Source organism: Oceanobacter sp. 3_MG-2023 (genome assembly GCF_030688925.1).
In the GTDB taxonomy this organism is placed as follows: domain Bacteria; phylum Pseudomonadota; class Gammaproteobacteria; order Pseudomonadales; family Oceanobacteraceae; genus Oceanobacter.
This window is the reverse complement of record NZ_JAUYVX010000022.1, coordinates 1-26,672: the sequence shown is the minus strand read 5'-3', so window position 1 is coordinate 26,672 and position 26,672 is coordinate 1. Positions and strand designations below refer to the sequence as shown.

The window sequence follows — 26,672 nt, the reverse complement described above, 5'->3', positions numbered from 1 at the left end:
CGCTCGGGAGGATTCGAACCTCCGACCACCTGGTTCGTAGCCAGGTACTCTATCCAGCTGAGCTACGAGCGCACATCGTGGGGCGCGTATTATATTCAGGAAACGATAAGAGTCAACTAATATAAAACACTACTGCCGAAGCAGAAAACGTGGCGGAGAGAGAGGGATTCGAACCCTCGATAGGGTATAAACCTATACACCCTTAGCAGGGGTGCGCCTTCAGCCACTCGGCCATCTCTCCAGATCACGGCGCGCATGATACCACGTTATTTAGAAATTCAAAGAAAAAAATGCAATTAAATCGATGGCTTAGTAATTACCAGCGGATTCATCACCATCTTTCTCACGCTGAATGCGCTGATAAATTTCTTCGCGGTGAACTGCGACTTCTTTCGGTGCATTCACACCAATACGTACCTGGTTTCCTTTTACTCCAAGGACGGTGACGGTCACTTCGTCACCTACCATTAACGTCTCGCCTACGCGACGGGTCAAAATAAGCATAGGTTACTCCTGCAAATCCTATTGATTGGTTCTAGGTAGTTCTAGGGTGCTGTGGCACAAGGCCCATTCTTTTCATCTATCAGTATTGACCATATATTCCGTTATGGTCAGAAAAAAACCGGGATGTTAAGAATGTTTGGTTATTAGGGCCCTTCTATTACGGAAGGTTCCCCAAACAGACAGGAGCAGAGATGCTCAGGCTTCAACCTGAGTATCTTCTTCGGCATCCAGTCCAAACGCAGTGTGCAGCGAACGAACGGCCAACTCCAAATACTTTTCTGCAATCACCACGGAAATTTTGATTTCCGATGTGGTAATAGCAAGAATGTTGATATTTTCATCCGCCAGGGTCTTGAACATCTTACTGGCAACACCGGCATGGGATCGCATACCGACCCCAACCATAGACACCTTGCAGATGCTGTCGGTACCGATCACCTGACGGGCATTCAGTTCATTGGCGGTTGCTTCCAGAATCGCCATTGCCTTGCTGTATTCATTACGATGAATCGTGAAGGTGAAGTCGGTTGTGCCATCATCCGATACGTTTTGCACAATCATATCGACTTCAATATTGGCATCACTGATGGGCACCAGGATACGGGAAGCGACACCTGGGATATCTGGTACACCTTTGACGGTTACCTTTGCTTCGTCACGATTGAACGCGATACCTGAAATAACGGGATTTTCCACGGAGTCATTCTCCTCCATTGTAATCAGAGTGCCGTTACCTTCCTTGAATGTGGAAAGCACGCGCAGCGGAACCTTGTATTTACCGGCAAACTCGACCGCTCGAATCTGCAGCACCTTGGAGCCCAGACTGGCCATTTCGAGCATCTCTTCGAACGTCACCTGCTCCATTCGACGGGCCGAAGGCACAACGCGAGGGTCCGTTGTGTAAACGCCATCCACATCGGTGTAAATCTGACATTCATCGGCACCCAGTGCCGCTGCCAGAGCAACCCCTGTGGTGTCGGAACCTCCACGTCCCAGGGTCGTGATGTTATGGTCGTCATCCACGCCCTGAAAACCGGCCACAATCACCACACCGCCACTGTCCAGCTGCGTGCGCATGGCCGTGGTATCAATGTCTTCAATCCGGGCTTTCATAAACGCGTTGTCGGTTTTGATACCCACCTGCCAGCCGGTGTAAGAGCGCGCATTAACGCCACGCTTTTCCAGAGCCATGGCCAACAGGGCGATGGTCACCTGCTCTCCGGTGGAAACCAGTACATCCATCTCACGGGGAGAAGGATTATCAGAAACAGATTTGGCCAGACCAATCAATCGGTTGGTTTCGCCACTCATGGCAGACACGGCTACCACCACCTGATGACCCGCGTCGCGGAAGGATTTTACCTTATCGGCAACCATTTCGATCCGTTCAACAGTACCGACCGACGTGCCTCCATATTTCTGTACGTATAACGCCATGATGTAACAACCGGGGTTGACTAGTCTGAAAAGGGCGCTAATTAAACAACAATTGTCATGAACAAGAAAGATACAGAGTGTATGTAAAACACGGAGAACAGCGGGACAGAGTTATTCCTTCAAATACCCATGAAAAGTAAAAGGACATAACTTCTGTTGTGGCAGTTGTTACCTGGCATCTGTCAGTAATAATGGGCGTCCATGCCTGTTTTGACCAGTATGGATATCAATGATTATCGATATCCATACTCATGTCTCTTGTCGGTTTGCCCGATTGGCCGGGCATATCCGGTCAATCAGACGACGGATGCTGCCCAGCGCTCAAACGCGGCCAGGGCATCATCAATACCGGCGGGTTTTTGACCACCCGCCTGAGCCATTTCGGGCTTACCGCCACCACGACCATCGACGTATTCTGCACAGGCCTTGACCGCATCACCGGCTTTGGCCGACTTGATCAGGTCTTTGGTAACACCTGCCAACAACGTCACTTTGCCGTCATTTTCGGCGGCCAGCATGATCAAGGCGCTGCCCAGCTTGTTTTTCAATTGATCCATGATATTACGCAAGGCGTTGACATCAGCACCTTCCAGACGGGCCGCCAGCACCTTGACGCCGTTGATTTCCCTGGCATTGTCAGCCAGATCGGAACCGGCGCTGCTGGCCAGTTTGGACTTCAAGGCTTCCAGCTCTTTTTCCAGTGTTTTGGTGCGGTTCAGCAGTTGCTCTACTTTGTCACCTACGGTTTCCGTGGTGCCTTTCAGAGACGTCGCGATGCCCTTGAGCACCTGTTCCTGCTGTCCGACAAAATCCAGTGCGGCTTGCCCGGCCACCGCTTCGATACGGCGAATCCCTGCAGCAATACCACTCTCGGAGCTGATTTTCAGTAGGCCGATATCACCGGTACGGGCGGCGTGAATACCACCACACAGTTCGACCGAAAAGTCGTCGGTTCCCATCGACAGCACCCGGACTTCATCGTCGTACTTCTCACCAAACAATGCCATGGCACCGGTTTCACGGGCAGCATCGATATCCATCAGTCGGGTTGTCACTGGCGTATTGGCACGAATCTGGCAGTTCACCAGGGTTTCAATCTGCTGCAGTTCGTCCGGCTTGATCGCTTCCAGATGAGAAAAGTCGAAGCGTAACTTGTCATACGTTACCAGCGAGCCTTTCTGCGCCACATGGGCACCCAATACTGTGCGCAAGGCAGCGTGTAACAGGTGAGTAGCCGAGTGATGCAAAGAGGTCGCCAAACGCTTTTCGGCATCAACCGTGGCGGTCAGTGTATCTCCGGCCTTAACCTGGCCTTCGACCAGCACCCCTTGATGCAAGTGGTTCTTGCCTTCTTTGGTGGTGTCCTTAACCTGGAACACAACCCCGGCTGCAGTCAGAAAGCCGGTATCCCCTGCCTGACCACCGCTTTCGGCGTAAAAAGCGGTTTCGTCCAGTACCAGCATGGCTTCGTCACCGGCTTGTAGCTCGGCCACGGCTTCGCCATTTTTGAACAGTGCTTTCACCGTACCGGTATTCTCCAGTGCGTCATAACCGCAGAACCGGGTATCACCGTCAATCGTCAGTCCGGTGCCATGCTGGGCACCAAAGTTACCGGCAGCACGGGCTTTTTGACGCTGCTTGTCCATTTCGACATCAAAACCGGCTTCATCTACCTTGAGATTACGCTCACGTGCTACGTCGGCGGTCAAATCCAGCGGGAAACCGTAAGTGTCATACAGGCGGAAAGCGGTTTCACCGGGAATGGTGTCGCCTTCCAGTGTTTCAATCGCGGCATTCAGAATCGCAATGCCCTTGTCGAGGGTCTTGGCGAACTGCTCTTCTTCCAGACGCAGTACCTTTTGCACATGAGACGACAGTTCAGCCAAATCAGGATAGGCCTCGCCCATCTGTTCAACCAGTGCCGGGACCAGAGTGTGGAAAAAGCCAATCGGAGCGCCCAGCATATGACCATGACGAACGGCACGGCGAATAATACGACGCAAAACGTAACCACGGCCTTCGTTGGACGGCAGAACCCCATCGATCACCAGAAAGCTGGTAGAACGAATATGGTCGGCAATCACCCGCAGCGACTTGTTCTCGGTGTCCTGACAGCCAGTGGCTTTCGCCGCAGCCGCCAGCAACGCCTGGAACAAGTCGATTTCGTAATTGCTGTGGACACCTTGCTTGATGGCTGCAATACGCTCCAGCCCCATGCCGGTGTCTACCGATGGTTTTGGCAATGGCAGCATTTCACCGTCGGGCTGACGGTCAAACTGCATAAAAACGATATTCCAGATTTCGATAAAGCGATCGCCGTCTTCTTCCGGTGATCCTGGAGGCCCACCCCAAATATGCTCGCCGTGGTCATAAAAAACTTCAGAGCAAGGGCCACAAGGCCCGGTGTCACCCATTTGCCAGAAGTTGTCTGACGCAAAACGACTGCCTTTGTTGTCACCGATGCGGACAATTTTATCTGCCGGGACACCCATTTTTTTATTCCAGATGTCAAAGGCTTCGTCATCATCGGCATATACCGTGACCATCAGCTTCTCAACCGGCAGGCCCAGCCAGTCTTTTGAGGTCAGTAGCTCCCAGGCAAAGCGGATGGCGTCTTCTTTGAAATAATCACCAAAGCTGAAGTTACCCAGCATTTCAAAGAAAGTGTGATGACGGGCGGTGTAACCGACATTCTCTAGGTCGTTGTGCTTGCCACCAGCGCGAACACAACGCTGTGACGAGACCGCTCGGCTGTAGCTGCGCTGGTCTTGTCCGAGAAAGACATCCTTGAACTGCACCATGCCAGCGTTGGTAAACAGCAGCGTTGGATCATTGGCAGGAATCAAAGGACTGGATGGCACCACCTCGTGCCCTTTGGAGGCAAAGAAATCGAGGAATGCCTGGCGAATATCTGCGCTTTTCATACGAGGGCGTAATTCCGAAGGTTGGTTGCATCAAAGCGGCAGTATAGCGGTTTGCTCCGCTTTGTCCGAGTCCTGCCCTCTTGCAAAGCAGAAATTCACAAGAAATCGCTTGACCTGACCTCAAAACAAAATAACCATACAGTTATATTTGAATGTTCTGATATCGCAGATACATTCACATACTCCCCCTGAAATTTACTTGACTCGAGGTTATAGCCATGAATGTCGACCGTATGGTACTTGCGCTTGCCGGATGCTTTATTTTAGTGAGTGTGGCCCTGTCCCAGTTTCACCATGTGTACTGGCTCTGGTTTACTGCCTTTGTTGGCGCCAATCTGTTTCAAGCCGCGTTTACCGGCTTTTGTCCGTTGGCCATTATCCTGAAAAAGGTGGGCATCAAGGCAGGCTGTGCGTTTTCCTGAGTACTACCAGTCCCAGCGCTCGTCCTGCTCGTCGTGAGCTTCACAACAGGCATCCAGTGCGTACTGAATCTGGTCTGGGTTAAACCCGCGATAGCCTAGAAAACGGTAAAGACGGGCTTTTTCTTTCTGATCAGCAAGGCGGATTTTGGCCAGTTCGCCACGCACCCCCAATTTTTTGGCGGCTCCGGCTCTGGCCAATTCAAACCAGTCAGCATCGCTGTCTGCCAATGTCATGCGGACAATATCGTCAGCAACCCGTCGCTGCCGCAACTCTTGCTGGATACGTAATGGCCCCTGCCCCCGCTGAAAACGGGTACGCAAAAAAGATCGGGCAAAACGCTCATCACTTTGCCAGCCCCGTTGAGCAAAATCATCCAGAATATCGGTCAGTAATGGCTCGAAAGAAAGACGGATAGCGTCGTCGATTTGTCCATAAAAACGGCGTGTCAGCTTACTGTGTAATTCATCACGGCTGTGTTCGCGGCGGGACAGCAGGTCGATACCAGCCTGGCGTAGCTGCGGGCGCAGTTCCACCAGACTGGCGATAGTGCATGGCTCAGTCTTCTTTGGCTTCGACATTGTCTTTGTCGGCAGGCTGCTCCAGGTTGGGGACAACAATCAGCTGGGCACGGATACCGGCTTCGATTTCAGCGGCAATTTCCGGATGTTCTTCCAGATATGCGGCGGCATTGGCCTTGCCCTGACCGATCTTGTTGTTCTGGTAGCTGTACCAGGCACCGGCTTTCTGTACCAGTTCACACTTCACACCCAGATCAATAATCTCGCCCATATGGTAGATACCCGCGCCATACATGATCTGGAATTCTGCTTGTCTGAAGGGAGGAGCGACCTTGTTCTTGACCACTTTGACACGGGTCTCGTTACCAATGGCTTCATCACCCTGCTTGACCGAACCCGTACGGCGGATATCAAGACGAACGGAGGAATAAAACTTCAAGGCATTACCACCGGTGGTGGTTTCCGGGCTGCCAAACATAACGCCGATTTTCATCCGAATCTGGTTGATAAAAATCACCAGACAGTTGGCGTTTTTGACGTTACCGGTAATTTTACGCAGCGCTTGAGACATCAGCCGGGCTTGCAGGCCAACGTGGCTGTCGCCCATTTCCCCTTCGATTTCGGCTTTTGGAGTCAGCGCTGCCACAGAGTCAATCACAATGACATCGACCGCGCCAGAACGTACCAGGCTGTCGCAGATTTCCAGCGCCTGCTCACCGGTATCCGGTTGGGAAACCAGCAGACTGTCGAGGTCGATACCGAGTTTTTCGGCATACAGAGGGTCCAGCGCATGTTCCGCATCGATAATGGCAACCGTCTTGCCCTGTTTCTGCGCCTGCGCCATGGTTGATAAACACAGGGTGGTTTTACCTGAACTTTCCGGCCCGTAAATTTCAACAATACGCCCCATTGGCAAACCGCCGATGCCGAGCGCGATATCCAGCCCGAGGGAACCGGTAGAAACCGCAGGAATGGCTTCACGGGGCTGCTCGCCCATCTTCATTATGGCACCCTTGCCAAACTGACGTTCAATCTGACCCAGAGCAGCGTCAAGGGCTTTTTGTTTGTTCGCGTCCATTGAATATCCTCTAATCACCAGGGCGTCAAATTCACTGGCTGGCCCGGAAAGTTTTTACTGTAAATTTGACCAGTAGTTAAACACAAATTCCTATCAGCGCCAACCCGGCAAAGTGTTTTTTACTGGATGGATTCACAGTTTTTTATGCCTGCTCCAACCAGCGGGTCAACCCCAGGATGGCATGGGCAATGGCTTGCTGGCGTACCGCAGCACGATCACCATCAAAATGGCAACATTCGGCACCAATACGGCGATGATTCCCCCAGGCAAACCAGACGGTACCGACCGGTTTGCCGGGTACGGCTCCACCCGGCCCGGCGATACCACTGACCGACACCGCCACATCAGCACGGCTGTTACTCACCGCACCAGCCACCATTTCTCTGACCGTCGCTTCACTGACCGCACCATCCACCACCAGCGTCTCTTTCGATACATCCAGCAGTTGTATCTTGGCCTCGTTTGAATAGGTCACAAACCCGCAATCGAACCAGGCTGATGAGCCAGGCAGGTCGGTACAGGCAGCAGCGATACCGCCACCAGTGCAGGATTCCGCCGTCGCCAGACGCCAGTGGCGCAGCAGTAGTTGATTGGCAAGGTCTTCCGTCAGGCTGTTCAGATTCATAGTCTCCTCCAGATGCCTCCAGTGTACCGCGTTGCAGAACGACTGGTTAGAGGGGGCGGTTCCAGGGAGCATCAACCGTTGATAATCTTGACCCACAGACCATGAACAAGTGTTTTATGATGGTTGTTTCATAGCTCCGGACATTCACCAGTGCTCTGGCTCAGTCCGTTGCTTCAGAGACGTAACAGGTCTCGTCGCCACCTGCAATTACAGCGACCACGACGCAATTACGCCCTCGGCTTTTGGCCTGGTAAAGAGCCTTGTCGGCTTTCAGCAGCAGTTGGCGGGCACTCTGCCCGGGCTGGAGGCTTTCAACCAGGCCAATACTGGTAGTGACGTGATCAGCATCTTCGAACTGTTCCGCGGCAATGGCTGTGCGTATTTTTTCTGCCAACCGATAGGCAAGCGCTGCGCTGGTATCTGGCAGAATAATCATGAATTCTTCCCCACCCCAACGGCCAATCTGGTCGCTGGTGCGCGTATTATCTTCCAGCAGACGGGCCATGCGCTTCAGTACTTCATCCCCCAGCAAATGGCCATACTGGTCGTTGATCTGCTTGAAGTGGTCGATATCCAATATGATGACAGAGAAAGACGATCCTTCCCGCTGCTGATCTTCCAGCACCTTGTCCAGCTGACGCTCAATCGACAGACGATTCGCCAGACCAGTCAGGTTATCGGTTGTGGACAGTATCGACAGCTCGCTGTTTTTACGATTCAGCTCGGAGTTGGTGTCTTGCAGTTGCTGTTCCGCCTGATGCCGCAATTCCATCTCGGTTTTCAAACGCTGGTTCAGACGCGCCAGCTTCCAGTTCCAAAGCACAATGGCCAGCATAATCACTGACACTAGCGCTGCCAGCTTCCACACCAAGTGGTAATTCACCTGTTGCTCAAATGTCACGGCGACCCAGCGCTGAAACACTTTGGAACGCTCTTCTTCAGTGATGTAGTCGGTGGCTTTATTAAACATCGAAAGCAGCTCGGGCGTATCGTTACGCACAGCAATTGCCAGCTTCCAGTCTTCATCCAGACGGCCACCAATCTTGAGATCAATAAAACGGTCCTTGCGAATGGCATGACCGATCGGGGCGATCGCTCCAATCATGCCGAATATCCGGCCTTCTTCAACCTGGCGCAGACCGGTGCTGATATCGGGCAGTTCAATCACCTCCAGGCTCGGATAATCCTGCTGCAGCTTGGTCAGCAACCCATATCCTTGAGGCACTCCGATGGTTTGCTGGTCGAGTGATTTCAGGCCATCCACAAACAACGATCGTTCCTGAATGGCAATCACCAGTGGCAAACGCAAATATGGTTTGGTGAAGTTCAGCTGACGTACGGCGTCCGGAGTTTCAAATGCCGCCGACATGATGTCGCAACGGCGGCTTTTGGCGTACTCCAGCGACTGCGCGGTACTGTCGGTCTGAACCAGGGTCAGGCCAATCCCGATACGGTCGGCCATCAGGCCCAGATAATCCGCCACCATGCCTTCGTGCTTACCGCCCGTGCCGATTTTTTCCAGCGGCATCCAGTCGGGGTTGGCGCAATAAGTAATGTTGGGCTGTTTTTCCAGGTAGGCTTTTTCGCTGGCGGTCAGCGCCATACCGCTGCCGGGTCTGGCAATATAGTTTTCATTGCCCATCCAGCGTTGGGAAATAGTTGCTTGCTCATCACGGGACAAGGAGTCCACGGCACGGTCCATAATTCCCTGCAGAATCGGCCAGTCCGAACGGACGCCAATCCGTAAATTGGCCAGATCCGGTTGGCCAATATCGACTTCACCGGAAATGGTGAGGTCGTTCAACATATTACCGGCAATCAGGTGGTTAAAGACCGCCGCTTCGCCGACTGCCGCATCAGCCTTGCCAATGGAAACGGCTTTCAGCCCGTCAATGGCATTTTTCACCAGATGCAGTTTGATCTCCGGGTATTCCTTGCCGAGCACTTCTTCATAAAAAAAGCCTCGCGGGACAGCAACGGTTTTACCTTTCAGGCTGTCGATGTGTTCGTATTTGTTACTTTTTTTACTGGCAATAATGTTTGGATTAACAGCATACGGACGGGTAAAACGGATGTACTGCCGCCGCTCCGGGGTATTCACAATATTGAGCATCATATCCAGCTGGCGATTGCTGATCATATGAAGAAAATCCCCCCAACCCGGGCCACTGATGTACTCAATACGAAAGCCGGTCTTTTGAGCAATCAGATCCATCACATCAATCGAAAACCCTTTGGGCTTGCCTTGCTCATTGAAGTTGAACGGCGGCCAGTCCATTTCATTATGAACTCGTAATACCGGGTGAGCGGCCAGGAAGTCTTTTTCTTCCTTGTCCAGTTGCAACACCTGGGTTCTCTGCAAGCCACTGCTGAGCCAGCGACGCCCCAGGTTGCTCAGTTCCTGCTCGGTGACGGATTCCAGTGCTTTTTGCAAAATATCCCGCAATATCCCCCAGTCAGGCCGAATGCCCATCCGCAGGTTGTTTTCAAAACGCGGGTCGTCGAGACCACCAATGACCTTGGTATTGTTGATCAGATGCTTGCGCATCAGGTAGTTCTGAATCGCTATACCGCCGATGGTCGCGTCAGCGTGGCCAAAGGATACTGCTTTGAGGGTTTCCAGTTGGTCGGTCAGCAGCAACAGTTGAATGCCCGGGAAATAACGTTCGATAAGCTCCTGATAATAGAACCCTTTGGGAATCGCCAAAACCCGACCGTTCAGATCCCTCAGGTCACGGACGTCATGATTGTCATCACGCACCACAATGCCTGGAGGATTGGTAACGTATGGCTCGGTAAACAGAATAAACTGGCTGCGATCTTCGGTCTGGACAATATTGAGCATCACATCCAGTTCTTGAGTGCCCAGCATCGTCATAAACTCGCTCCAGCTTGGGCCGGTGATGTACTCCACCTGGATACCCAGCTTTTCGGCCAGCAAATCCATAAACTCGATCGAATAGCCTTTGGGACGACCGTATTCGTGGTAATTGAACGGCCCCCAGTTGGCCTCGTTATGCACCCGGATAGTCTGATGGTTCAGCAACCAGGTACGTTCTTCTGCCGTAAGATCAAGATTGGCCGCAGGCTCTGGTAACGTTTTGGATGCAGCACTGGTTATTGCCGCCGCAGCCGGACTCAGCAATAGCAGGAACACGACAGCCAGCCCGGCGGCTGACAAGAGGATAAAACGGGCAGATAGCCATCGAGCGGAGTAGAACGGGATAAAACGAGTAATGGTCACAACTTGCCCTTGATACCAACGGATGCCTCCAGATGCCCCCCAGGTGCGGAGTCATTCTGGCCGATCTAACGAACTATAGGGGCATCTATTTAATCCTGCACGGCTCTGCGCGAGTGTTGCCGTTGTTCAGGGCAAGGCGACGAATGCAGCGAAATGACGAGTCCTTTTCAAATTCGTCAACACCGCACTGGACGGCGGCAACCCGCGCCCTTCGGGGGCTGCCGGATGATCTCGACTCGGTGTCGCCGACGTTTGACTTGACCCGTCAGGCCTGCAAGTCGGCTTCGTGATTCGAAACCATCCGGTAGCCCAGAGTGAGCACCGGATTAAATAGATGCCCCTGATGTACGAACACGCCCCAGATATCGATAGCAACTGGCATATTGGTATCGGTGCCAGTATTCCGGCATCACACAAGGAAGCCGTTTATGGGGCAGCTTTGCCGGATGGCTTCCGGTTGCATTTATTGGGGTCGGGGGAGTATGCCCGGTTGAGAGTGCAAGGAGGAGAGGCCGGATTGCGGGGCGCTCTGAGTTGGCTGCTGAATGATTGGTTGCCAACATCTGGTTATGAGCTGGGCGAAGGGCTTTGCCTGTTTGAGCGGTTGCAGTTCTCACCGTTTGTGGCGCCAGACCAGACGCTGGTCGATATCCTGCTACCGGTTGAAGCACTGGTATAAACCAGCGCTTTCTTGCGGTCGCGGGTGATAACAGCACAGGCACACGACATAAATACACGGTATAAGCGAACATCCGTTAGCAACAAATCGTCGGACAACAAGCAAGTTCGGCACCTACCTTTCTGACATATTCTGCATTTTCCCCTGCATGAGCCTGATTCTGATGACTGTCGCCAGCGGTGGCTCCCCGGCCTTTCGTAACGGTATGATGGTCAGAAACGGGATCATTATCTCGACTTGCCTTGCGTGAGTGACCACTCACAACAACCATGGGCAAGAGATACGGGGAAACACCATGCAGAATGTCAATTGGATACGTCGGGTCAAACTGCAGCAGTTACGTGCGGTGCTGGCGCTGGCAGACAGTCCCAGTCTGGTACAGGCATCGGAAGCCCTGAATCTCAGCCAGCCTGCCGTCAGTAAAATACTACGTGAACTGGAAACCGACCTGGGCGTGGAGCTGTTTACCCGTACCAGCCGGGGCAGCCATACCACGCCGATGGGCGATATGCTGGTTGAGCGGGTGAAGGTAATCTTTTCCCAGTTGGAACGGGTGGCTCAGGAAATTCATGACATCAATGAAGGCCTGAGTGGGCATGTGGTGGTTGGTGTACTACCAGCCGGTGGTGCTGACTTTTTGCCCCGGGCACTGGCGAGCTTGTACCGTCAATATCCCGGTATTCGGGTCACTATTATCGAAGGCACCTACGACAGCCTGATTCCCCAGTTGCAGCAAGGGGCGATTGAAATGATCGTTGGACGTATTCCGGCTTACCGCTTTCGTGATGGTCTGGCCGTCGAACCCTTGTATGAAGAAACCATTACCTTTGCGGTTTGTCCGGATCATCCCTTGCTGGCCCGGCCCGACGTTACCTTGAAGGACCTGCTGGATTGGCCGTGGATCATGCCATTGCCTGATACCACCCTGCGGCAAATGGTCGAAAGCGCATTCCATGATGCCGGGCTGGATTTGCCCCAAGCCCCGTGCGAATCCATCTCAGTGATTACCAATCGTCGTTTGATTATGGCCACGGATTATATTGCGGCTTTTCCGAGCCAGGTGATCCAGACGGATCTGGATACCGGGCTGCTGGCAGCAATCCCGGTCAACCCTGCCAAATCGTTTGGAGCGGTGGGCATCAGTCAGGTGAAAGAGCGGCCGCTGTCGCACGCCGCCTTGCGGCTGGTCGAAGAACTGCGCGGGGTTGCCGGACGCTACGATCACAGCAGTGACTGAAGGCCCTGCGTGACAGAGGCCCGTCGCGCTTGTCTTTGGTGACGGCTATTGCTTTTTGTTATGGCTGGATGCTTATTATTCATTACCAGTGATAGGGGGGGTGTAATACAGTCGGTTCATAAGCTGTTCACCGGTTCAGTCCAGCGCTGATCCCTGTGGATGACAAACAATAAAAATAAACAGGAGTCTGACGATGTCCGATATTACCGACGTCCGTTACGTCCGTTTTGGTACCCGTAATTTACCCGCCGCCATCGACTTTGCCACGCGTATTGTCGGTCTGCAATTGGTACGGCAAGAGCACGGCAGTGCGTATTTTCGTTCCGATGATCGCGACCATACCCTGTGTTATTTCGAAGGTGATCCCAGTGATCATACTCTCGGTTTTGAAGTCAGCGATGGCCATCAGCTGGAGCTGGCAGCTGCCGAGTTGGAGCAGCATGGCTTGTTCCCGCGATTTGGCACGCCAGAAGAATGCGAGCAGCGTTATGTGCATGCGTTTTTAACCTTCAGCGATCACACCGGTAACAAGATTGAATTGGTGTGGCGCCCCCATGCCAGTGGACGGCGTTATTTCCCCAGCCGTGACGCAGGCATTACCGGCTTCAGCCATGTGGGCCTGTGTTCAAAAGATCCGGCCCGTGATGAGCAATTCTGGACATCGATCTTTAATGCCCGGGTCAGTGACTGGATCGGGCCGTCGGCCCTGTTACGGCTGGATGCGATTCATCACCGGCTGGCGCTGTTTCCAACTGATCGTTCCGGTGTTCAACATATTAATCATCAGGTTGAGAGCATCGACGACATCATGCGCTCCTGGTACTTCCTGAAAGAGCAGGGTGTCAAGGTTGTGTTTGGCCCTGGTCGCCACCCAACGTCAGGGGCCAGGTTCCTCTACTTTGAAGGGCCAGAAGGCATGATCTACGAATATTCCTGTGGCGTATCCGAAGTGGATGAAGCCACTCATCGGCCGCGGCAATTCCCTCTGGAGCCATCCGGTTTCTGCATGTGGGGGTCCAAACCCGATATTGCCGAGTTCAAGAGTTAAGCCGGTACATACCGTCCCTCGATAACGAGATTTTATTTATGACGACACGTCCTCATTCACTGGAGGAGAGCACTATGGTGCCTGCTGCCAGCCAAATTCTTGTCCGTCGCGCTGCTCGTGCACTGGATCGTCATGGTCTGGTTCACGCTTATGGCCATTGCAGCACACGGCTCAGTGACAGCCACTTTCTGGTGTGTGCCCCCAAGCCCATGGGAACGATTGGGCCGCAAGATGACGGCACCATCGTCCCGATCTACGGCGATTTGCCTGAGCATGTGTTAGGGGAAGTGCGCATACACCGTGAAATTTATCGCCGTCGCCCGGAAGTCGGAGGGGTTGTGCGCAGTATGCCGCCTTCGGCGATGTCGCTATCGGCATTGGGGCGTACACCTCGGGCCTTGCACGGTATGGGCAGTTACTTTGCACCGGCTCCGGCACTCTGGGATGACCCGCAACTGATTCGTACTGACGCGGCCGCCAATGCCCTGGCCGATCAGCTGGGTGATGGCAATGCCATTGTGATGCGTGGTAATGGCGTGGTCACGGCATCGGTCTCACTGGAAGAAGCGGTGTCCCTGACCTGGTATCTGGATGACGCCGCCCGCATCGAACTGGACTGTCTGGCCCAGGCACACTCCGTGCGGGAGTTGAGCGCGGAAGAAGCGCAACAGCGGGCGACCCGCAGTGGCCGTATTTTTGAACGTATGTGGGATTACCTGACCTGGGGAGACCCGGAATGAACCCGCTGGCGGCTTCGGGAGCATCCGCTATCGGTGGCGTCGAAACCGCCACGGATACCTCAGCTTCTTGCCCTGACCCAACAGGAGTTCTGATCATGTTATCCAAGTGGAGTGACCGTCTGGCGCGGCTGGAACTGGCGGCGGCCGGGGCGATGCTGACTCTGGTGCTGGGGTTGTTATTACTCAATATCGTGACGCGTGCCATTGGCCAGGCGTTGTTCTGGATTGATGAGGCGGCGGTGTTGGGCATGGTCTGGATGGTTTTTTTGGCCAGCGCCGCCAGCTTGCACAATGGCACCAATATCGCGATGACGCTGGTGATTGAACGGCTGCCAGAGCGTCTGGCACAGCTGATGGCCGTTGTGGTGAACGCCACTCTGCTGGTGTTTGTGGGGGTGCTGTTATGGATGTTGTGGCGCTGGTTTGACCCGTTGACTCTCTGGAGTATGGGGGGTGATACCTCGGCTTATGCCGCATCCACGTTCAACTTTATTTATGACGAACCGACGATGACGCTGGGCTTCCACAAGGTCTGGTTTTGGCTGGTGCTGCCGGTGTTTGCCCTGGGGTCTGTGTTTCACCTGGTTGTCCGGTTGCTGAACAGTGTGAAAGACCTGACTGCTCTGACGGTCTCCACGACACAAGGAGAACAATAATGGTGATTTCCAGCTTTTTGGTCTTGTTGGTGATCGGGATGCCGATTGCTTTTCTGCTGGCTATTACAGCATTGATCTACATTTTCAGCAGCGACAACCTGGTACTGCTCAGTTCCTACCCCCAACAGCTGTTCGGCGGTCTGGAAAATTACGGTTTACTGGCGCTGCCGCTGTTTATTCTGGTGGGTGAATGCATGAATGAAGGCGGCATTGCCAGGCGCTTGATGGTAATGGCAATGGCCTTGATCGGCTCAGCACGGGGTGGTCTGGCGTATGTGAATCTGCTCTCCAATATGATGATGGCATCCATTCTTGGCTCCACCGTGGCACAGATCACCATTATGACCCGTGTCGCCGTGCCGGAGATGGAGAAGGCGGGTTACCCCAAAGATATGGCCGTGGCATTAACGGCGGCTGGTGGCCTGTTAGCGCCGATTATTCCACCTTCCATGCTGTTTGTGATTTTTGGGGTGATTGCCCAGATTTCCATCGGTGACCTCTTTATTGCCGGAATTATTCCGGGGCTGTTACTGGGGCTGGCATTTTTTGCGCTGCTGGGCTGGATGGCCCGTCGCCATGATTTCCCCGCCAACGAACGTATGAGCTGGCGTCAGCGGCTGGCCTCTTTCCGTAATGGGTTGGCAGCCGGATTGGTACCTGTGGCCATTATTGGCGGCATTTTATCCGGACTGGCAACACCGACAGAAGCCGCGGCGTTGGCGGTGGTCGTGGCGATACTGGTCGGTCGTTATGTGTACGGTGAATTTGATTTGAACAACCTCTGGCCAGCATTGGTACGGACGGCCCAAAGCTCTGCCATTGTGCTGTTATTGATTGCGGCAGCACAGGTCTTTAGCTGGGTGATTACTTTTGAAAATTTACCGGGCCTGACCGCTGCCTGGTTGCAAGAAGTGTCGTCATCCCCGCTGGTCTTCCTGCTGCTGGTGACCGGGTTGCTGTTGTTGATCGGTATGATTCTCGACCCGATACCGGCGCTGATTCTGGTGGTGCCGGTGTTATTACCCGTCGCGACCTCGGTCTATGGCATCAATCCGTTTCATTTTGGTGTGGTGGTGTGTCTGACGCTGGTACTGGGCTTGCTGACTCCACCGGTTGGTTCAGCGCTGTTTACTGCTTCGGCCCTGTCGGGTGTCAAGGCCGAGCGTATTGCGCTGCTGCTGGGGCCTTATCTGGGTGCCATGCTGCTGGTGATTTTGCTGTTGGTGTTCTTCCCTGTGCTGATAACGGTACTGATCTGAAACAGGAACCGATAACGATCGGGTAACGCACGTTACCCACCTCTGACCACTTGCGGGTCATATTTCTTCAAATAATAACAATGGCAGCTTGTCTGCCCGGAGATACAGATGAAAAAAATAACAGGCTATCTCTCAGCATTGCTGATGGCTTTACTGTTACCGGCAATGGCGTATGCCGATACCTTGCGGCTGGGGTTGATTACGCCACCCAGTCACCAATGGACACTGGCGGCCAAGGCGTTTGCGGCCGATCTGGAAAAGAGCAGCGACGGCAAACTCAAGGTCCTGGTTTTTCCATCCGGACAGCTGGGTAACGAAGCGCAAATGTTGCAACAGTTACAGACCGGGGCGTTGGATATGGCATTTCTGACGGCAGGGGAAATGGCCAACCGGCGTCCGGATTTTGCTGCACTGTTTGCGCCGTATTTGGTGAATACCCCCGAAGATGCGATGTTTTTGCTGCATGGCAAAACAGCCACCGGCATGCTGGATGAGTTAAAAACCCTGGGGCTGGTGGGGTTGGGTTACGGCATGGCAGGATTCCGCCAGATTGTTATGCGCGACGAAGTCCACAGTGTTGATGATCTGAAAGGCAAGAAAGTCCGGACAATCCCGATTGCACCTGAGCGTGATTTTTGGGTGAAAATTGGCGCTGCTCCAACACCGATTCCTCTGCCTGGGCTTTACGATGCCTTTGCCAATGGGCAGGTGGATGGTATGCAAATCGATTTTGAAGGTACCTGGAATGCCCGTTACCTGGCCTCTGCGGGCAGTGTGATTCATTCTTCCCATATGTTGTTACCCATGGTGGGGGTGGCATCAGGCAAACGCTGGGCTGGATTAAGCGGTGACGACCGGAATCTGGTCAAGTCATTGGTGGGCAAACATCTGGATCAGGTATTTTCGATCTATTCTGAACTGGATCAGGACTACCTGGCCAAGATCAAAACCTCGGATGTGCCTGTGACCAAGGTTGGTCGTGAGTTTTTTGGGGATGCGGTGGACCGTTGGTATAAGGAATGGCGTAAAAAAGCACCGGCACTCAAGGCATTGGAAGCAGAAGCTGCGGCGCTGTAGCCTGATACCGGTAGCTGCTGTGCTTGAGTAACCCAGAAGAACGAACGCCCGTCAGGGCGTTCAGTCATCCTCATCGTCGTCGTCATCCAGATTGCGAATGATCGGACGATACACTTCAACACGATCGCCGTTTTTCAGCGGTGTATCCGGCTTGGCAAGCTTGCCAAAAATCCCTACCCGCTGTTGCTCAAGATTAATGTCGGGGTAGTGCTCCAACAGGCCGGATTGCGCGACCGCATCGGCCAGCAAGCAGGGTTCTTCGACGTCGAGTTCAATCCAGGGTTGGTTGTTGCCAATGGCATAAACAACGCTGATGTGCATGGCGTGTTCCTTTCGTATTGATCCAACAGGTTGGTGTTGTGTCATCGCCCGGTGTTCAGCAGTGGCTCTGGATTGTCACCAGACCATCGTTACTGGAAGAAGACAAGCGGCGATCAATCATGCGTTTGATAACAATCAGAAACCCGAGCGCCATAAAGGCACCAGGGGGCAAAATGGCCAGTAATATGCCCGAATAATGAGGGATCACTTCGGTTTCCAGCCAGGCAAAATGACTGCCGAGCAGCAGTGACGCATTGGCAAACAAGGTGCCACTGCCGATGATTTCACGCATGGCACCCACAGCCACCAGTACCCAGGTAAATCCCAATCCCATCGAAAGCGCATCTGCCGCCGCCAGATGCACCGGTTGTTTGCTGGCGAAGCTTTCGGCGCGGCCAAAAATGGCACAGTTGGTAACAATCAAAGCGATAAATAACCCAAGCACCTTGTACAAATCATGCAAGAAAGCATTGATGGCCATATCCACCATGGTGACCACGGTGGCAATCAATACAATCAGTACCGGAATACGTACTTGTGGGCTGATCACCCCGCGGACTGCTGAAATCATGATGTTGGTAATCATCAGCACCGCCAGGGATGCGATACCCATGCCCAGGCCATTGGTGGCGCTGGTAGTCACTGCCAACAGTGGACAGAGGGCCAGCATTTGCCCCATGGCCACGTTGTTGTCCCACATGCCTTCACGAAAAATCTGCCGGTACTGGTTCATTGCAAAATCTCCTGTTCGTTGCCGGTGATGGCTACCGAAGACGGCTGCTGGAATTGAGGCTGTTGTTGACGCCATTGTTCGATCAGTAACAGGCCTTGATGCACGCCCTTGACCACGGCTCGGGGGGTAATGGTGGCACCGGTAAACTGGTCGAAGCGGCCGCCGTCTTTCTGTACGGCCCACTGCTGTTCCGGGGTGTTGGCAAGTGATGCGCCATCAAAACCCGTGATCCAGTCACTTTTGGGACGTTCGATCTTATCGGCCAGTCCGGGGGTTTCCTTATGGCTGATGATACGGACCCCTAACAGTTCCCCGTCTGGGGTGGTGGCCATAATCATATCGATGATGCCGCCCCAGCCCGCGATGCTGATCTGCAGGGCCAATGCGGTGATATCGCCGTCTTTGCGTGCCAGCATCAGAGTTGCGGGGCCAGACAGCACCGGACTGGACAGCTGTTCCGTATCATTGAGCGGATCGTTGTCGTAATAGCTCTGTGGCAGCACCTGAGCCAGCATGGCCAGCTTGTCGGCAGTCAGATGGTCCGCGATGGTCTGATGCGTACCCAGGTTACCAACGACCAGCAGCAGGCTGACGATGGCGCAGGCACCTCCCAACAGCAGAGCCTGATACAGGGGCTGGTCGCGAAATGCGGCAGTGGGTGCGGATTGTGTTGTTTGATCCAGTGGTTGTTCCATGTCATACCACCCTGCGCTGTGCCGGTGTGTGTTTGATGGCGTCGCCAGAATGACGTCGGCCATAAGCCCGAGGTTTGGTCACGCGATCAATCAGCGGAGCCAGTGCGTTCATCAGTAAAATGGCGAAGGCGACCGCTTCGGGAAAGCCACCCCAGCTGCGAATGGCAAACAGTACAACGCCGCAGCCAGCTCCAAAAATCAGCTTGCCTACCGGTGTTGACGGTGAGGTCACGTAGTCAGTGGCGTAGAAAAAAGCACCGATCATGACGCCACCAGAGGTCAGATGAAACAGGACGCCGGGGTAGGATTGTGGGTTGCTGAGATTGCCGAGCCAGGCCAGTAAAGCCAGCGTACCAAGCAGAGAGACCGGGATATGCCAGCTGATCGTGCGGGTTATTAATAACCAGATGCCCCCGAGCAGTACCAGTAACGTGGAGGTTTCACCCAGACTGCCACGGGTCAACCCCAGGAAAGCGTCGTAAAGAGAAAAGTCCTGGCTGAGCATTGCGGCCAGGTCGGCCCCTCCGGCTGCGGCGGCTTTACTGGCACCGAGCCAGGTTGCACCTGTGATGCCGTCGGCGGCGTCACTCATCCAGGGCTGACCGGCAAAGATAATAGCGAAGGCATCGGCCAGACCAGGGGCGTTGGCGCTATCGATCGGCGTGACATTGACCCAGGTTGTAAGCTGCACCGGAAACGAGATCAGCAAGGCGATACGGGCCAGCAGCGCCGGGTTAAAGACATTTTGGCCAATACCGCCATAAATCTGTTTGCCGATGGTGATGGCAAAAAAAGCACCACCGACGGCAATCCACCAGGGAGCCCAGGGTGGCAGGGTCAGGGCCAGTAGCCAGCCGGTCAACAAGGCTGAACCATCCCACAAACGGCTGAGTGGCTGTTGCTGTACATACAGACAAGCCAGTTCGGTCAGAATCGCAGCCAGACAGGTGGTGACAAACATCACCACGGCTGGCCAGCCAAAACAATAGAACCCCCACAGACTGACGGGCGTCAGTGCCAGACAGACACGCAGCATGATGCGATCAATACTGGAGCGGTCGTGGGCATGGGGGGAAGCGGTGGGAATATACTGGGCGTCGGCGGTCATGATCATGCTCCCGCGTGGTCGGTGGTAGGGGCCGTTTCGGCTGTATCAGCGGTGTCAGCCGCTACCGTCGTGGGGGCGGCTGCCTTACGCGGTTTTTTGGCTTTGGCCTTGGCTTTTTTCGCCTGTTTGGCGGCTTCCTTGGCTGCTGCTTCCCGTTCCAGCCGTTCTTTACGGGCGGCCATCAGTTCCTGGGTGTAGCTCAGTTTCTGCTGGCTGGCACGGCTCTCGGCCAGCTCACCTTTGGCGTATTCGAAATACTGCACCAGCGGGATATGGGAAGGGCAGACGTAGGAACAGGAGCCACACAGAATACAGTCACGCAAACCGGCATCCTGAGCGCTGTCGAAGTCGTCCTGTTTTGAGTTGCGAGCCATTTCCAGCGGCAGCAGTCCCATCGGGCAGGCATCCACACAACGGCCACAACGGATACATGGCGATGGCATATGTTCGTTGACTTCGGCTTTGGTTAACGCCAGTACCCCGGAGCTGCCCTTGATCAGGGGAACCTCTGTGGTGGGCAAGACCTGGCCCATCATGGGGCCTCCCATCAGCAAGCGGGCGGGTGTTGTGGTGAGTCCGCCGCACTGTTCAAACAGGTAATGAATCGGAGTGCCCAGCAACGCTTCGACGTTCCGTGGTTCGCCAACACAGCCTCCGGCAACGGTCGTTACCCTGGAAATCAGGGGTTTGCCATGGATCAGGGCTTGCTGAATGGCGTATACGGTGGCGACATTATGAACCAGAACACCAATGTCATTACTGCGTTTTCCGGCGGGTACTTCCAGTCCGGTAACGGCCTGGATCAGTTGTTTGGCCGATCCCATTGGATAGCGGGCGGGCACCACCACGATTTCAATCGCCCCGACATTGGCAGCCGCTTCTTGCAGGGCAGCAATGGCCTGGGGCTTGTTGTCTTCAATGGCGATAACGGTGCGGTAGGCTTCGATAATGTAGCGTACCAGTCGCGCACCTTCGACAATCTCGGCGGCGCGCTCACGCATCAGGCGATCATCCGTGGTCAGATAGGGTTCACACTCACTGCCATTGACAATCAGGGTCTTGATTTCAAAACGACGGCCCTGACGCAACTTGATGGCGGCAGGGAAAATAGCGCCCCCCATCCCGACAATGCCGGCTTGCTCCACCAGGGTGGCCAACGCTTCCTGTGGCATCGAAAACGGGTCAGCGGGTGGCTGCAGTGTTATCCATTCATCCTTGCCATCCGGTTGTAAAATAATGGCATTGGCAGGCAGCCCTGATGGGTGGGGCATGGTAATGGTGTCTATCGACGTAATCGTGCCTGAGGTCGGAGCGTGAATATTGGCTGAAAAACGCCCTGCGGCAGCAGCAATACGCTGACCCTTGAGTACACGCTCTCCGGCTTGCACCAGCGGCCTGGCATCTTCGCCGGAATGCTGGCAGAGCGGCAACCAGAGGGTGTCGGGCAAGGGCAACTGACTGTTGATAACCAGCCGGGCACTGTCGATTTTATGGCCGTCGGGGTGGACGCCACCACGGATTTTTCCTAGTCCGAATAACATATCAGGCTGCCTCGGGTTTCGACCAGTGCCAGCGTTCCAGCGTCACCGGTGCTGTGTTCAGGCTGATGCAGTCTTCCGGACAGGCTTCAAGGCATTGGCTGCAACCCGTGCAGGCCTTGGCGACCACAACATGAATCTGTTTGCTGGCACCGACAATGGCATCGGTGGGGCAAGCCTTGTAGCAGCGAGTACAACCGGTACAGAGGTTTTCATCGATATTGGCCAATAGCGGTTGCGGGGACTCTCCCAGTGTCGACATATCGACGTCGAGCAGGCGAGCAAGGTTTTCCGCCAGCGCCCGGCCTCCCGGAGGACAGCAGGTAACGGCGGCGTCGCCGTTGGCAATGGCTTCTGCCGCCGGGGTGCAGCCAGGAAAACCACACTGGCCGCATTGGCTGCCAGGTAACATCTGTTCGATCTCTTTTACGATAGGATCGTCATCACCCGTGGCAAAGTATTTGGCGGCCAGACCCAACAGGCCTCCAAGCACCAGGCCTAAGAGAGTGAGTACCAAGGTTGCGATCAACATAATGCCTCCTGAAGATCCTGTGCCGGTCTGCTCCGGCGTGAGTGGTAAGAAACAACACGGCGTCGAGGACGGCGCATTCAGATCATTCCGCTAAAGCCCATAAATACCAGCGACAACGAACCGGCAGTCACCAGACTGATCGGCGTGCCACTGAACAGCTCAGGTACATTGGCCAATGCCAGCCGCTCCCGCAGTCCGGCAAACATCACCATGACAATGACAAAGCCGAGGGCGGAGCCGAGGCCAAACATCAGGCTTTCGACCAGGTTGTGCTCCTCGGTGATATTCAGCAGTGCTACCCCGAGTACAGCGCAGTTGGTCGTAATCAGCGGCAGGTAAATACCCAGTGCCTTGTGCAGCAGGGGGCTGGCCCGGCGGATCAGTACCTCGGTGAATTGCACCACTGCCGCAATAATCAGAATAAAGGACAGGATGCGCAGGAATTCGATATCCAGAGGCTGTAGTAGCCAGTGTTCAATCATCCAGCTGCATAGCGCCGAGAGCGTCAGTACAAAGGTGGTGGCCAGGCTCATGCCCCAGGCAGCGGATACATTGCTGGAGACACCCATCAAAGGGCACAGACCCAGGAACTTCACCAGTACGATGTTGTTGACCAGCGATGTGCTGACCAGAATCAACAGATATTCCATAAGGTCTCCTGAAATTCGGCGGGTCGGTCGTATGAGCACAAAATTGCATTTCCTGTGCCATGGATTTGAGGCGAATGCTGTTGTCGCAGGTAAGCGACAAAGGAATGACTGAGAATGGTGCGCAAGGCCTGATAACAGGGCATTTGATAGAAAAACGACAAAGATTCAGCTTGTAGGGTTTGCGACAATTGGCAAAAAACCGGAAAAAGCCTTTGTCGTATTGACGACAAATGTCGGCGGCATTGTCGGGCTATTGACAGAGAACATGGGCCTCTCAGTTAATTTTTATCGCGGCATACTCCTTGCTCCAACCATTAGGGTATAGCAATACGTCACCTTATCAGGAGCTGTTATGAGTAACGTCAGACTCTCGCAAGAACAGGCTGCCGCCGCCGGGCTAGAAGAAAAAGACCTGGCAGAAAAAGGCATCAGTGAAATTCATCCCGAAGGTGTGCTGCTGCCCGAAGAGGTTTTTTTTCAAGCGGTGGAGCATTCGCCTGTCGCTATTTCCATTACGGATCTGAAGGCCAACATTCTTTACGTCAATCGTGCCTTCACCCAAGTGACCGGGTATGGCGAGGATGAAGTCCTGGGGCACAACGAGTCGATCCTTTCCAATCACACCACCCCGCGCATTGTGTATCAGGCGTTATGGGGTCGTCTGGCGCAACAGAAATCCTGGACCGGCATGATGCTGAATCGGCGCAAGGACAAGCGTCTTTATCTTGCCGAGCTGACCGTTGCGCCGGTGATCAATGAAAACAACGAGACACTTTATTACCTCGGTATGCATCGTGATGGTTCCGATATGCACGAGCTGGAACAGCGGGTAATGAATCAGAAACTGATGATGGAAGCGGTGCTGAATTCAGTACCGGCGTCGGTACTGGTACTGGACGAGCATCATCGCATTGTATCGGCCAATCCCAGTTTCCGAGCCTTGGCCTCTGAGCTGCTGCATGACGAGCCGCTGGAAACCGTGGTGAATGTTATCGGTACCAAATTGGGGTCAGCCTACGAGCAGTTGCTGGAAGATCGCCGCAGCTTCGATGACAAGGAATTCTCGCTGGATTACGGCCGTAGCCGCGGACGCTGGTATTCCTGTTTTGGCACCACTATCGATGTGAAATGTGAAGAAGCGGACGGTTTTTTTGAACAGACCGTACGCCACTACGTGTTGTTGATGATCAATGACATTACCGATATCCGTCGTCGTCAGGAAGAAATCCATCTCAACGCACTCAAGGCGCTGATGGCGGAAGAAGACCTGGTACAAGGCATGCGCGAAACCGTAAATGGTGCCATTCACCAGATGCAGGGGCCGGTCAACTTACTGGGTACCGCGGTCAGCATGTTACAACGGCGCACCGGCGATCACCGTGATGACGCCTTGTTGGGTGCCCTGGAAGAAGCATTGGCCTCGGGTAACAGTGCGATGGATAACATGCGGGATGCAATGCCCGACGCACTGGAAGAGAGCAAGAAACCAGTCAATATTAATGAACTGCTGAGGGAGTCGCTGGCATTGTCTACAGAAGGACTATTAGCACAAGGAATCACCGTCGATTGGCAACCGGCGTTGCATTTACCAGCAGTGATTGGCAGGGAGCGGCGTTTACGCAGCATGTTCAAACAACTGCTCGACAATGCGGTCGACGCCATGAGCGATCGCGCAATTCGACGGCGTGAGTTGAGCATTATTACTCGCAGCGAAACAGATGGTGTGTGCTGTGAAATCATCGATACCGGCCCTGGTATTGCGCCGCCATTACAGCTCAAGGTTTTTGAGCCGTTCTTCAGCACCAAAACCTCGGGTAATGGTTGTCGGGGCATGGGACTGCCAATGGTGCACGATATCGTTACGGATCATTCCGGCACCGTGCATATTGATCTGTCCCACCGAACGGGATGTCGAGTAGTCGTACGTCTCCCGTTTGTTTCGGCACTTTAGGAGGCAAACATGATGACAACCTCCCGATTAGCGGCTGGCAAACGCATTAACAGCAAATCCGAGCTGATGGAGCGACAGTTCCGTTGCCTGGCTGAAGTGGCTGGCGTGTTATCAGCAGCCAGCACCATTGAAGAAACCCTGACAGGGATTCTGGCGGTTTTACACAATCACGGCGGCTTGCAGCACGGTGTAATCAATCTGTTTGACCCGGAAAACAGCACCTTGCAAGTAGGCGCTGTGTATCGTGATAGCGATGGGGGCGGCAAGGCTCCATCGGTCAAATACCAGCCCGGCGAAGGTATTGTTGGCCGCGTTCTGTCGAGTAACCAGTCGATTGTGCTGGGGCGTATTTCCAGCGAACCACGATTTCTTGATCGGCTGGAACTCTACGATCTGGAGCTGCCTTTTATCGGTGTGCCGATTCGGGATGCCAAAGGCAAGGCGATTGGTGTTCTGGCAGCTCAACCTGACGTTCCGGCGGATGACTATCTGGCCGAGCGTACCGAGTTTATGACCGCTGCGGCCAACCTGTTATCCCAGACAGTCCGTCTACTGGTCAATCAGGAAGAAGGCCAGACCATTGCCCGGGAGCGCGATGAGCTGCGCCGTGAGGTTCGGGTCAAATATGGTTTTGACAATATGGTGGTCGGCCACTCCGATGGCATGCGCAGGGTCTTTGACCAGGTACGTCGGGTCGCCAAGTGGGACAGCACCGTACTGATTCTGGGCGAGTCCGGTACTGGTAAGGAGCTGATTGCCAACGCCATTCACTATAATTCGCCGCGAGCGCACAGCCACTTTGTCTGTCTTAACTGTGCTTCCTTGCCAGAAAACCTGCTGGAATCCGAATTGTTCGGCCACGAAAAAGGCGCTTTTACCAATGCCGTCAAACAGCGCAAAGGGCGTTTTGAACAAGCGGATGGTGGCACCTTGTTTCTGGATGAAATTGGTGAAATCTCGGCTCTGTTCCAGGCCAAGTTATTACGTGTATTACAAGAAGGTGAGCTGGAACGGGTAGGGGGTGGCCAAACCATCAAGGTCAATGTCCGTATTGTTGCCGCTACCAATCGCAACCTGGAAGAAGAAGTCGAAAAAGGCCGCTTCCGTGAAGATCTTTATTATCGCCTGAATGTGATGGCAATCCAGTTGCCACCGTTACGTGAACGGCTGGTGGATGTTCCGGAACTGGCTACCTTCCTGCTCGACAAGGTTTCGCGTCAGCAAGGGCGTCCCTTGCGTCTGACTGACAATGCCATTCGTATCCTGATGAGTCATGACTGGCCCGGCAATGTCCGGCAGCTCGAAAACTGTCTCGAACGGGCGGCAGTGATGAGTGAAGAAGGCATTATCGACAGCGATGTGATTGCCTTGCCGGATCATCAGCGCCAGACGATGGCCAGCAGCCATAGTCATTCAGGCTACAGTCATCCGTCCCCGGCCTCAGCGACCAGTGTTGACCTCGACAACCCGGAAATGGATGAGCGGGAGCGTCTGATTGCCGCTCTCGAACAGACCGGCTGGGTACAGGCTAAAGCCGCCCGCCTGCTGAATATGACACCGCGTCAAATTGCCTATCGGATCCAAACCATGAAAATCAACGTGCGCAAGCTATAGGGGACATCCATTTAATCCTGCACGGCTCTGCGCGAGTGTTGCCGTTGTTCAGGGCAAGGCGACGAATGCAGCGAAATGACG

General features: G+C 54.1%; 24 protein-coding genes and 1 tRNA gene. 10 read left to right on the top strand and 15 right to left on the bottom strand.

Going from position 1 to position 26,672, the window contains the following annotated elements; all coding sequences use genetic code 11:
* Window positions 1–150: 150 nt before the first annotated feature.
* The 4 genes from Q8W32_RS16160 to alaS all read right to left on the bottom strand — a co-directional run bounded on the left by Q8W32_RS16160 (window position 151) and on the right by alaS (window position 4,865).
* Window positions 151–241: transfer RNA gene (locus tag Q8W32_RS16160), tRNA-Ser, on the bottom strand.
* A gap of 68 nt (window positions 242–309) precedes the next feature.
* A complete protein-coding gene (gene csrA / locus Q8W32_RS16155; RefSeq protein ID WP_303434927.1) occupies window positions 310–504 on the bottom strand; it encodes a carbon storage regulator CsrA in 195 nt (64 codons plus the stop codon).
* A gap of 195 nt (window positions 505–699) precedes the next feature.
* Complete coding sequence (locus Q8W32_RS16150; RefSeq protein ID WP_303434925.1) at window positions 700–1,941, bottom strand: aspartate kinase; 1,242 nt, start codon at window positions 1,939–1,941, stop codon at window positions 700–702.
* A 296-nt stretch (window positions 1,942–2,237) separates the two neighbouring features.
* On the bottom strand, window positions 2,238–4,865 hold the full coding sequence (gene alaS, locus Q8W32_RS16145; RefSeq protein ID WP_305415638.1) for an alanine--tRNA ligase: 2,628 nt from the start codon (window positions 4,863–4,865) through the stop codon (window positions 2,238–2,240).
* A 218-nt stretch (window positions 4,866–5,083) separates the two neighbouring features.
* On the opposite strand from alaS, the gene Q8W32_RS16140 reads away from it, so the two are divergent.
* Window positions 5,084–5,287, top strand: a complete 204-nt coding sequence (locus tag Q8W32_RS16140; protein ID WP_303434897.1) for a DUF2892 domain-containing protein — start codon at window positions 5,084–5,086, stop codon at window positions 5,285–5,287.
* A gap of 3 nt (window positions 5,288–5,290) precedes the next feature.
* Here the strand turns inward: Q8W32_RS16140 and Q8W32_RS16135 are convergent, their stop codons facing one another.
* The 4 genes from Q8W32_RS16135 to Q8W32_RS16120 all read right to left on the bottom strand — a co-directional run bounded on the left by Q8W32_RS16135 (window position 5,291) and on the right by Q8W32_RS16120 (window position 10,753).
* Window positions 5,291–5,866, bottom strand: a complete 576-nt coding sequence (locus Q8W32_RS16135) for a regulatory protein RecX (RefSeq protein WP_305415637.1) — start codon at window positions 5,864–5,866, stop codon at window positions 5,291–5,293.
* On the bottom strand, window positions 5,844–6,884 hold the full coding sequence (gene recA, locus Q8W32_RS16130; protein WP_303434894.1) for a recombinase RecA: 1,041 nt from the start codon (window positions 6,882–6,884) through the stop codon (window positions 5,844–5,846). Before recA ends, Q8W32_RS16135 begins: the two co-directional genes overlap by 23 nt.
* 142 nt (window positions 6,885–7,026) lie before the next feature.
* Window positions 7,027–7,509 carry a CinA family protein gene (locus tag Q8W32_RS16125; protein WP_305415636.1) on the bottom strand — a complete coding sequence of 161 codons (483 nt, stop codon included), beginning with the start codon at window positions 7,507–7,509 and terminating at the stop codon, window positions 7,027–7,029.
* Window positions 7,510–7,669: 160 nt separating this feature from the next.
* Complete coding sequence (locus Q8W32_RS16120) at window positions 7,670–10,753, bottom strand: transporter substrate-binding domain-containing protein (protein ID WP_305415635.1); 3,084 nt, start codon at window positions 10,751–10,753, stop codon at window positions 7,670–7,672.
* Between the two features lie 334 nt (window positions 10,754–11,087).
* Here Q8W32_RS16120 and Q8W32_RS16115 point away from each other — a divergent pair, with 334 nt between their 5' ends.
* From Q8W32_RS16115 to Q8W32_RS16085, 7 genes are all read left to right on the top strand, one after another.
* The gene (locus Q8W32_RS16115; protein WP_305415634.1) at window positions 11,088–11,432 is read left to right on the top strand and encodes a GyrI-like domain-containing protein; all 345 of its coding nucleotides are present in this window, start codon (window positions 11,088–11,090) and stop codon (window positions 11,430–11,432) included.
* 295 nt (window positions 11,433–11,727) lie between these two features.
* Complete coding sequence (locus Q8W32_RS16110; protein WP_305415633.1) at window positions 11,728–12,669, top strand: LysR substrate-binding domain-containing protein; 942 nt, start codon at window positions 11,728–11,730, stop codon at window positions 12,667–12,669.
* A gap of 193 nt (window positions 12,670–12,862) precedes the next feature.
* Window positions 12,863–13,717: a VOC family protein gene (locus tag Q8W32_RS16105; RefSeq protein WP_305415631.1), complete on the top strand. Its 855-nt coding sequence runs from the start codon at window positions 12,863–12,865 to the stop codon at window positions 13,715–13,717.
* Window positions 13,718–13,755: 38 nt separating this feature from the next.
* The gene (locus Q8W32_RS16100) at window positions 13,756–14,457 is read left to right on the top strand and encodes a class II aldolase/adducin family protein (protein WP_305415630.1); all 702 of its coding nucleotides are present in this window, start codon (window positions 13,756–13,758) and stop codon (window positions 14,455–14,457) included.
* Window positions 14,458–14,552: 95 nt separating this feature from the next.
* Window positions 14,553–15,113: a TRAP transporter small permease gene (locus tag Q8W32_RS16095; RefSeq protein WP_305415629.1), complete on the top strand. Its 561-nt coding sequence runs from the start codon at window positions 14,553–14,555 to the stop codon at window positions 15,111–15,113.
* Window positions 15,113–16,372, top strand: a complete 1,260-nt coding sequence (locus Q8W32_RS16090) for a TRAP transporter large permease (protein ID WP_305415628.1) — start codon at window positions 15,113–15,115, stop codon at window positions 16,370–16,372. Before Q8W32_RS16095 ends, Q8W32_RS16090 begins: the two co-directional genes overlap by 1 nt.
* A gap of 108 nt (window positions 16,373–16,480) precedes the next feature.
* Window positions 16,481–17,449 carry a TRAP transporter substrate-binding protein gene (locus tag Q8W32_RS16085; protein WP_303434800.1) on the top strand — a complete coding sequence of 323 codons (969 nt, stop codon included), beginning with the start codon at window positions 16,481–16,483 and terminating at the stop codon, window positions 17,447–17,449.
* 60 nt (window positions 17,450–17,509) lie between these two features.
* Here the strand turns inward: Q8W32_RS16085 and Q8W32_RS16080 are convergent, their stop codons facing one another.
* From Q8W32_RS16080 to rsxA, 7 genes are all read right to left on the bottom strand, one after another.
* A complete protein-coding gene (locus Q8W32_RS16080; protein ID WP_303434799.1) occupies window positions 17,510–17,770 on the bottom strand; it encodes an RnfH family protein in 261 nt (86 codons plus the stop codon).
* 55 nt (window positions 17,771–17,825) lie between these two features.
* The gene (locus Q8W32_RS16075) at window positions 17,826–18,503 is read right to left on the bottom strand and encodes an electron transport complex subunit E (RefSeq protein WP_303434798.1); all 678 of its coding nucleotides are present in this window, start codon (window positions 18,501–18,503) and stop codon (window positions 17,826–17,828) included.
* Window positions 18,500–19,198 (bottom strand): electron transport complex subunit RsxG, encoded by a 699-nt coding sequence (rsxG, locus tag Q8W32_RS16070; RefSeq protein ID WP_303434797.1) that lies wholly within the window; start codon window positions 19,196–19,198, stop codon window positions 18,500–18,502. Before rsxG ends, Q8W32_RS16075 begins: the two co-directional genes overlap by 4 nt.
* A 1-nt stretch (window position 19,199) precedes the next feature.
* Entirely contained in the window at window positions 19,200–20,306 is a 1,107-nt protein-coding gene (locus Q8W32_RS16065) for an RnfABCDGE type electron transport complex subunit D (RefSeq protein WP_303434796.1), read from the bottom strand.
* Between the two features lie 2 nt (window positions 20,307–20,308).
* Window positions 20,309–21,847 (bottom strand): electron transport complex subunit RsxC, encoded by a 1,539-nt coding sequence (rsxC, locus tag Q8W32_RS16060; protein ID WP_305415627.1) that lies wholly within the window; start codon window positions 21,845–21,847, stop codon window positions 20,309–20,311.
* 1 nt (window position 21,848) lies between these two features.
* Window positions 21,849–22,376 carry an RnfABCDGE type electron transport complex subunit B gene (locus Q8W32_RS16055; protein ID WP_303434794.1) on the bottom strand — a complete coding sequence of 176 codons (528 nt, stop codon included), beginning with the start codon at window positions 22,374–22,376 and terminating at the stop codon, window positions 21,849–21,851.
* 77 nt (window positions 22,377–22,453) lie between these two features.
* On the bottom strand, window positions 22,454–23,026 hold the full coding sequence (gene rsxA, locus Q8W32_RS16050) for an electron transport complex subunit RsxA (protein WP_303434792.1): 573 nt from the start codon (window positions 23,024–23,026) through the stop codon (window positions 22,454–22,456).
* Between the two features lie 352 nt (window positions 23,027–23,378).
* Here rsxA and nifL point away from each other — a divergent pair, with 352 nt between their 5' ends.
* Window positions 23,379–24,977 carry a nitrogen fixation negative regulator NifL gene (nifL, locus tag Q8W32_RS16045; RefSeq protein WP_305415626.1) on the top strand — a complete coding sequence of 533 codons (1,599 nt, stop codon included), beginning with the start codon at window positions 23,379–23,381 and terminating at the stop codon, window positions 24,975–24,977.
* 9 nt (window positions 24,978–24,986) lie between these two features.
* Complete coding sequence (gene nifA, locus Q8W32_RS16040) at window positions 24,987–26,591, top strand: nif-specific transcriptional activator NifA (protein WP_303434788.1); 1,605 nt, start codon at window positions 24,987–24,989, stop codon at window positions 26,589–26,591.
* Window positions 26,592–26,672: the final 81 nt, after the last annotated feature.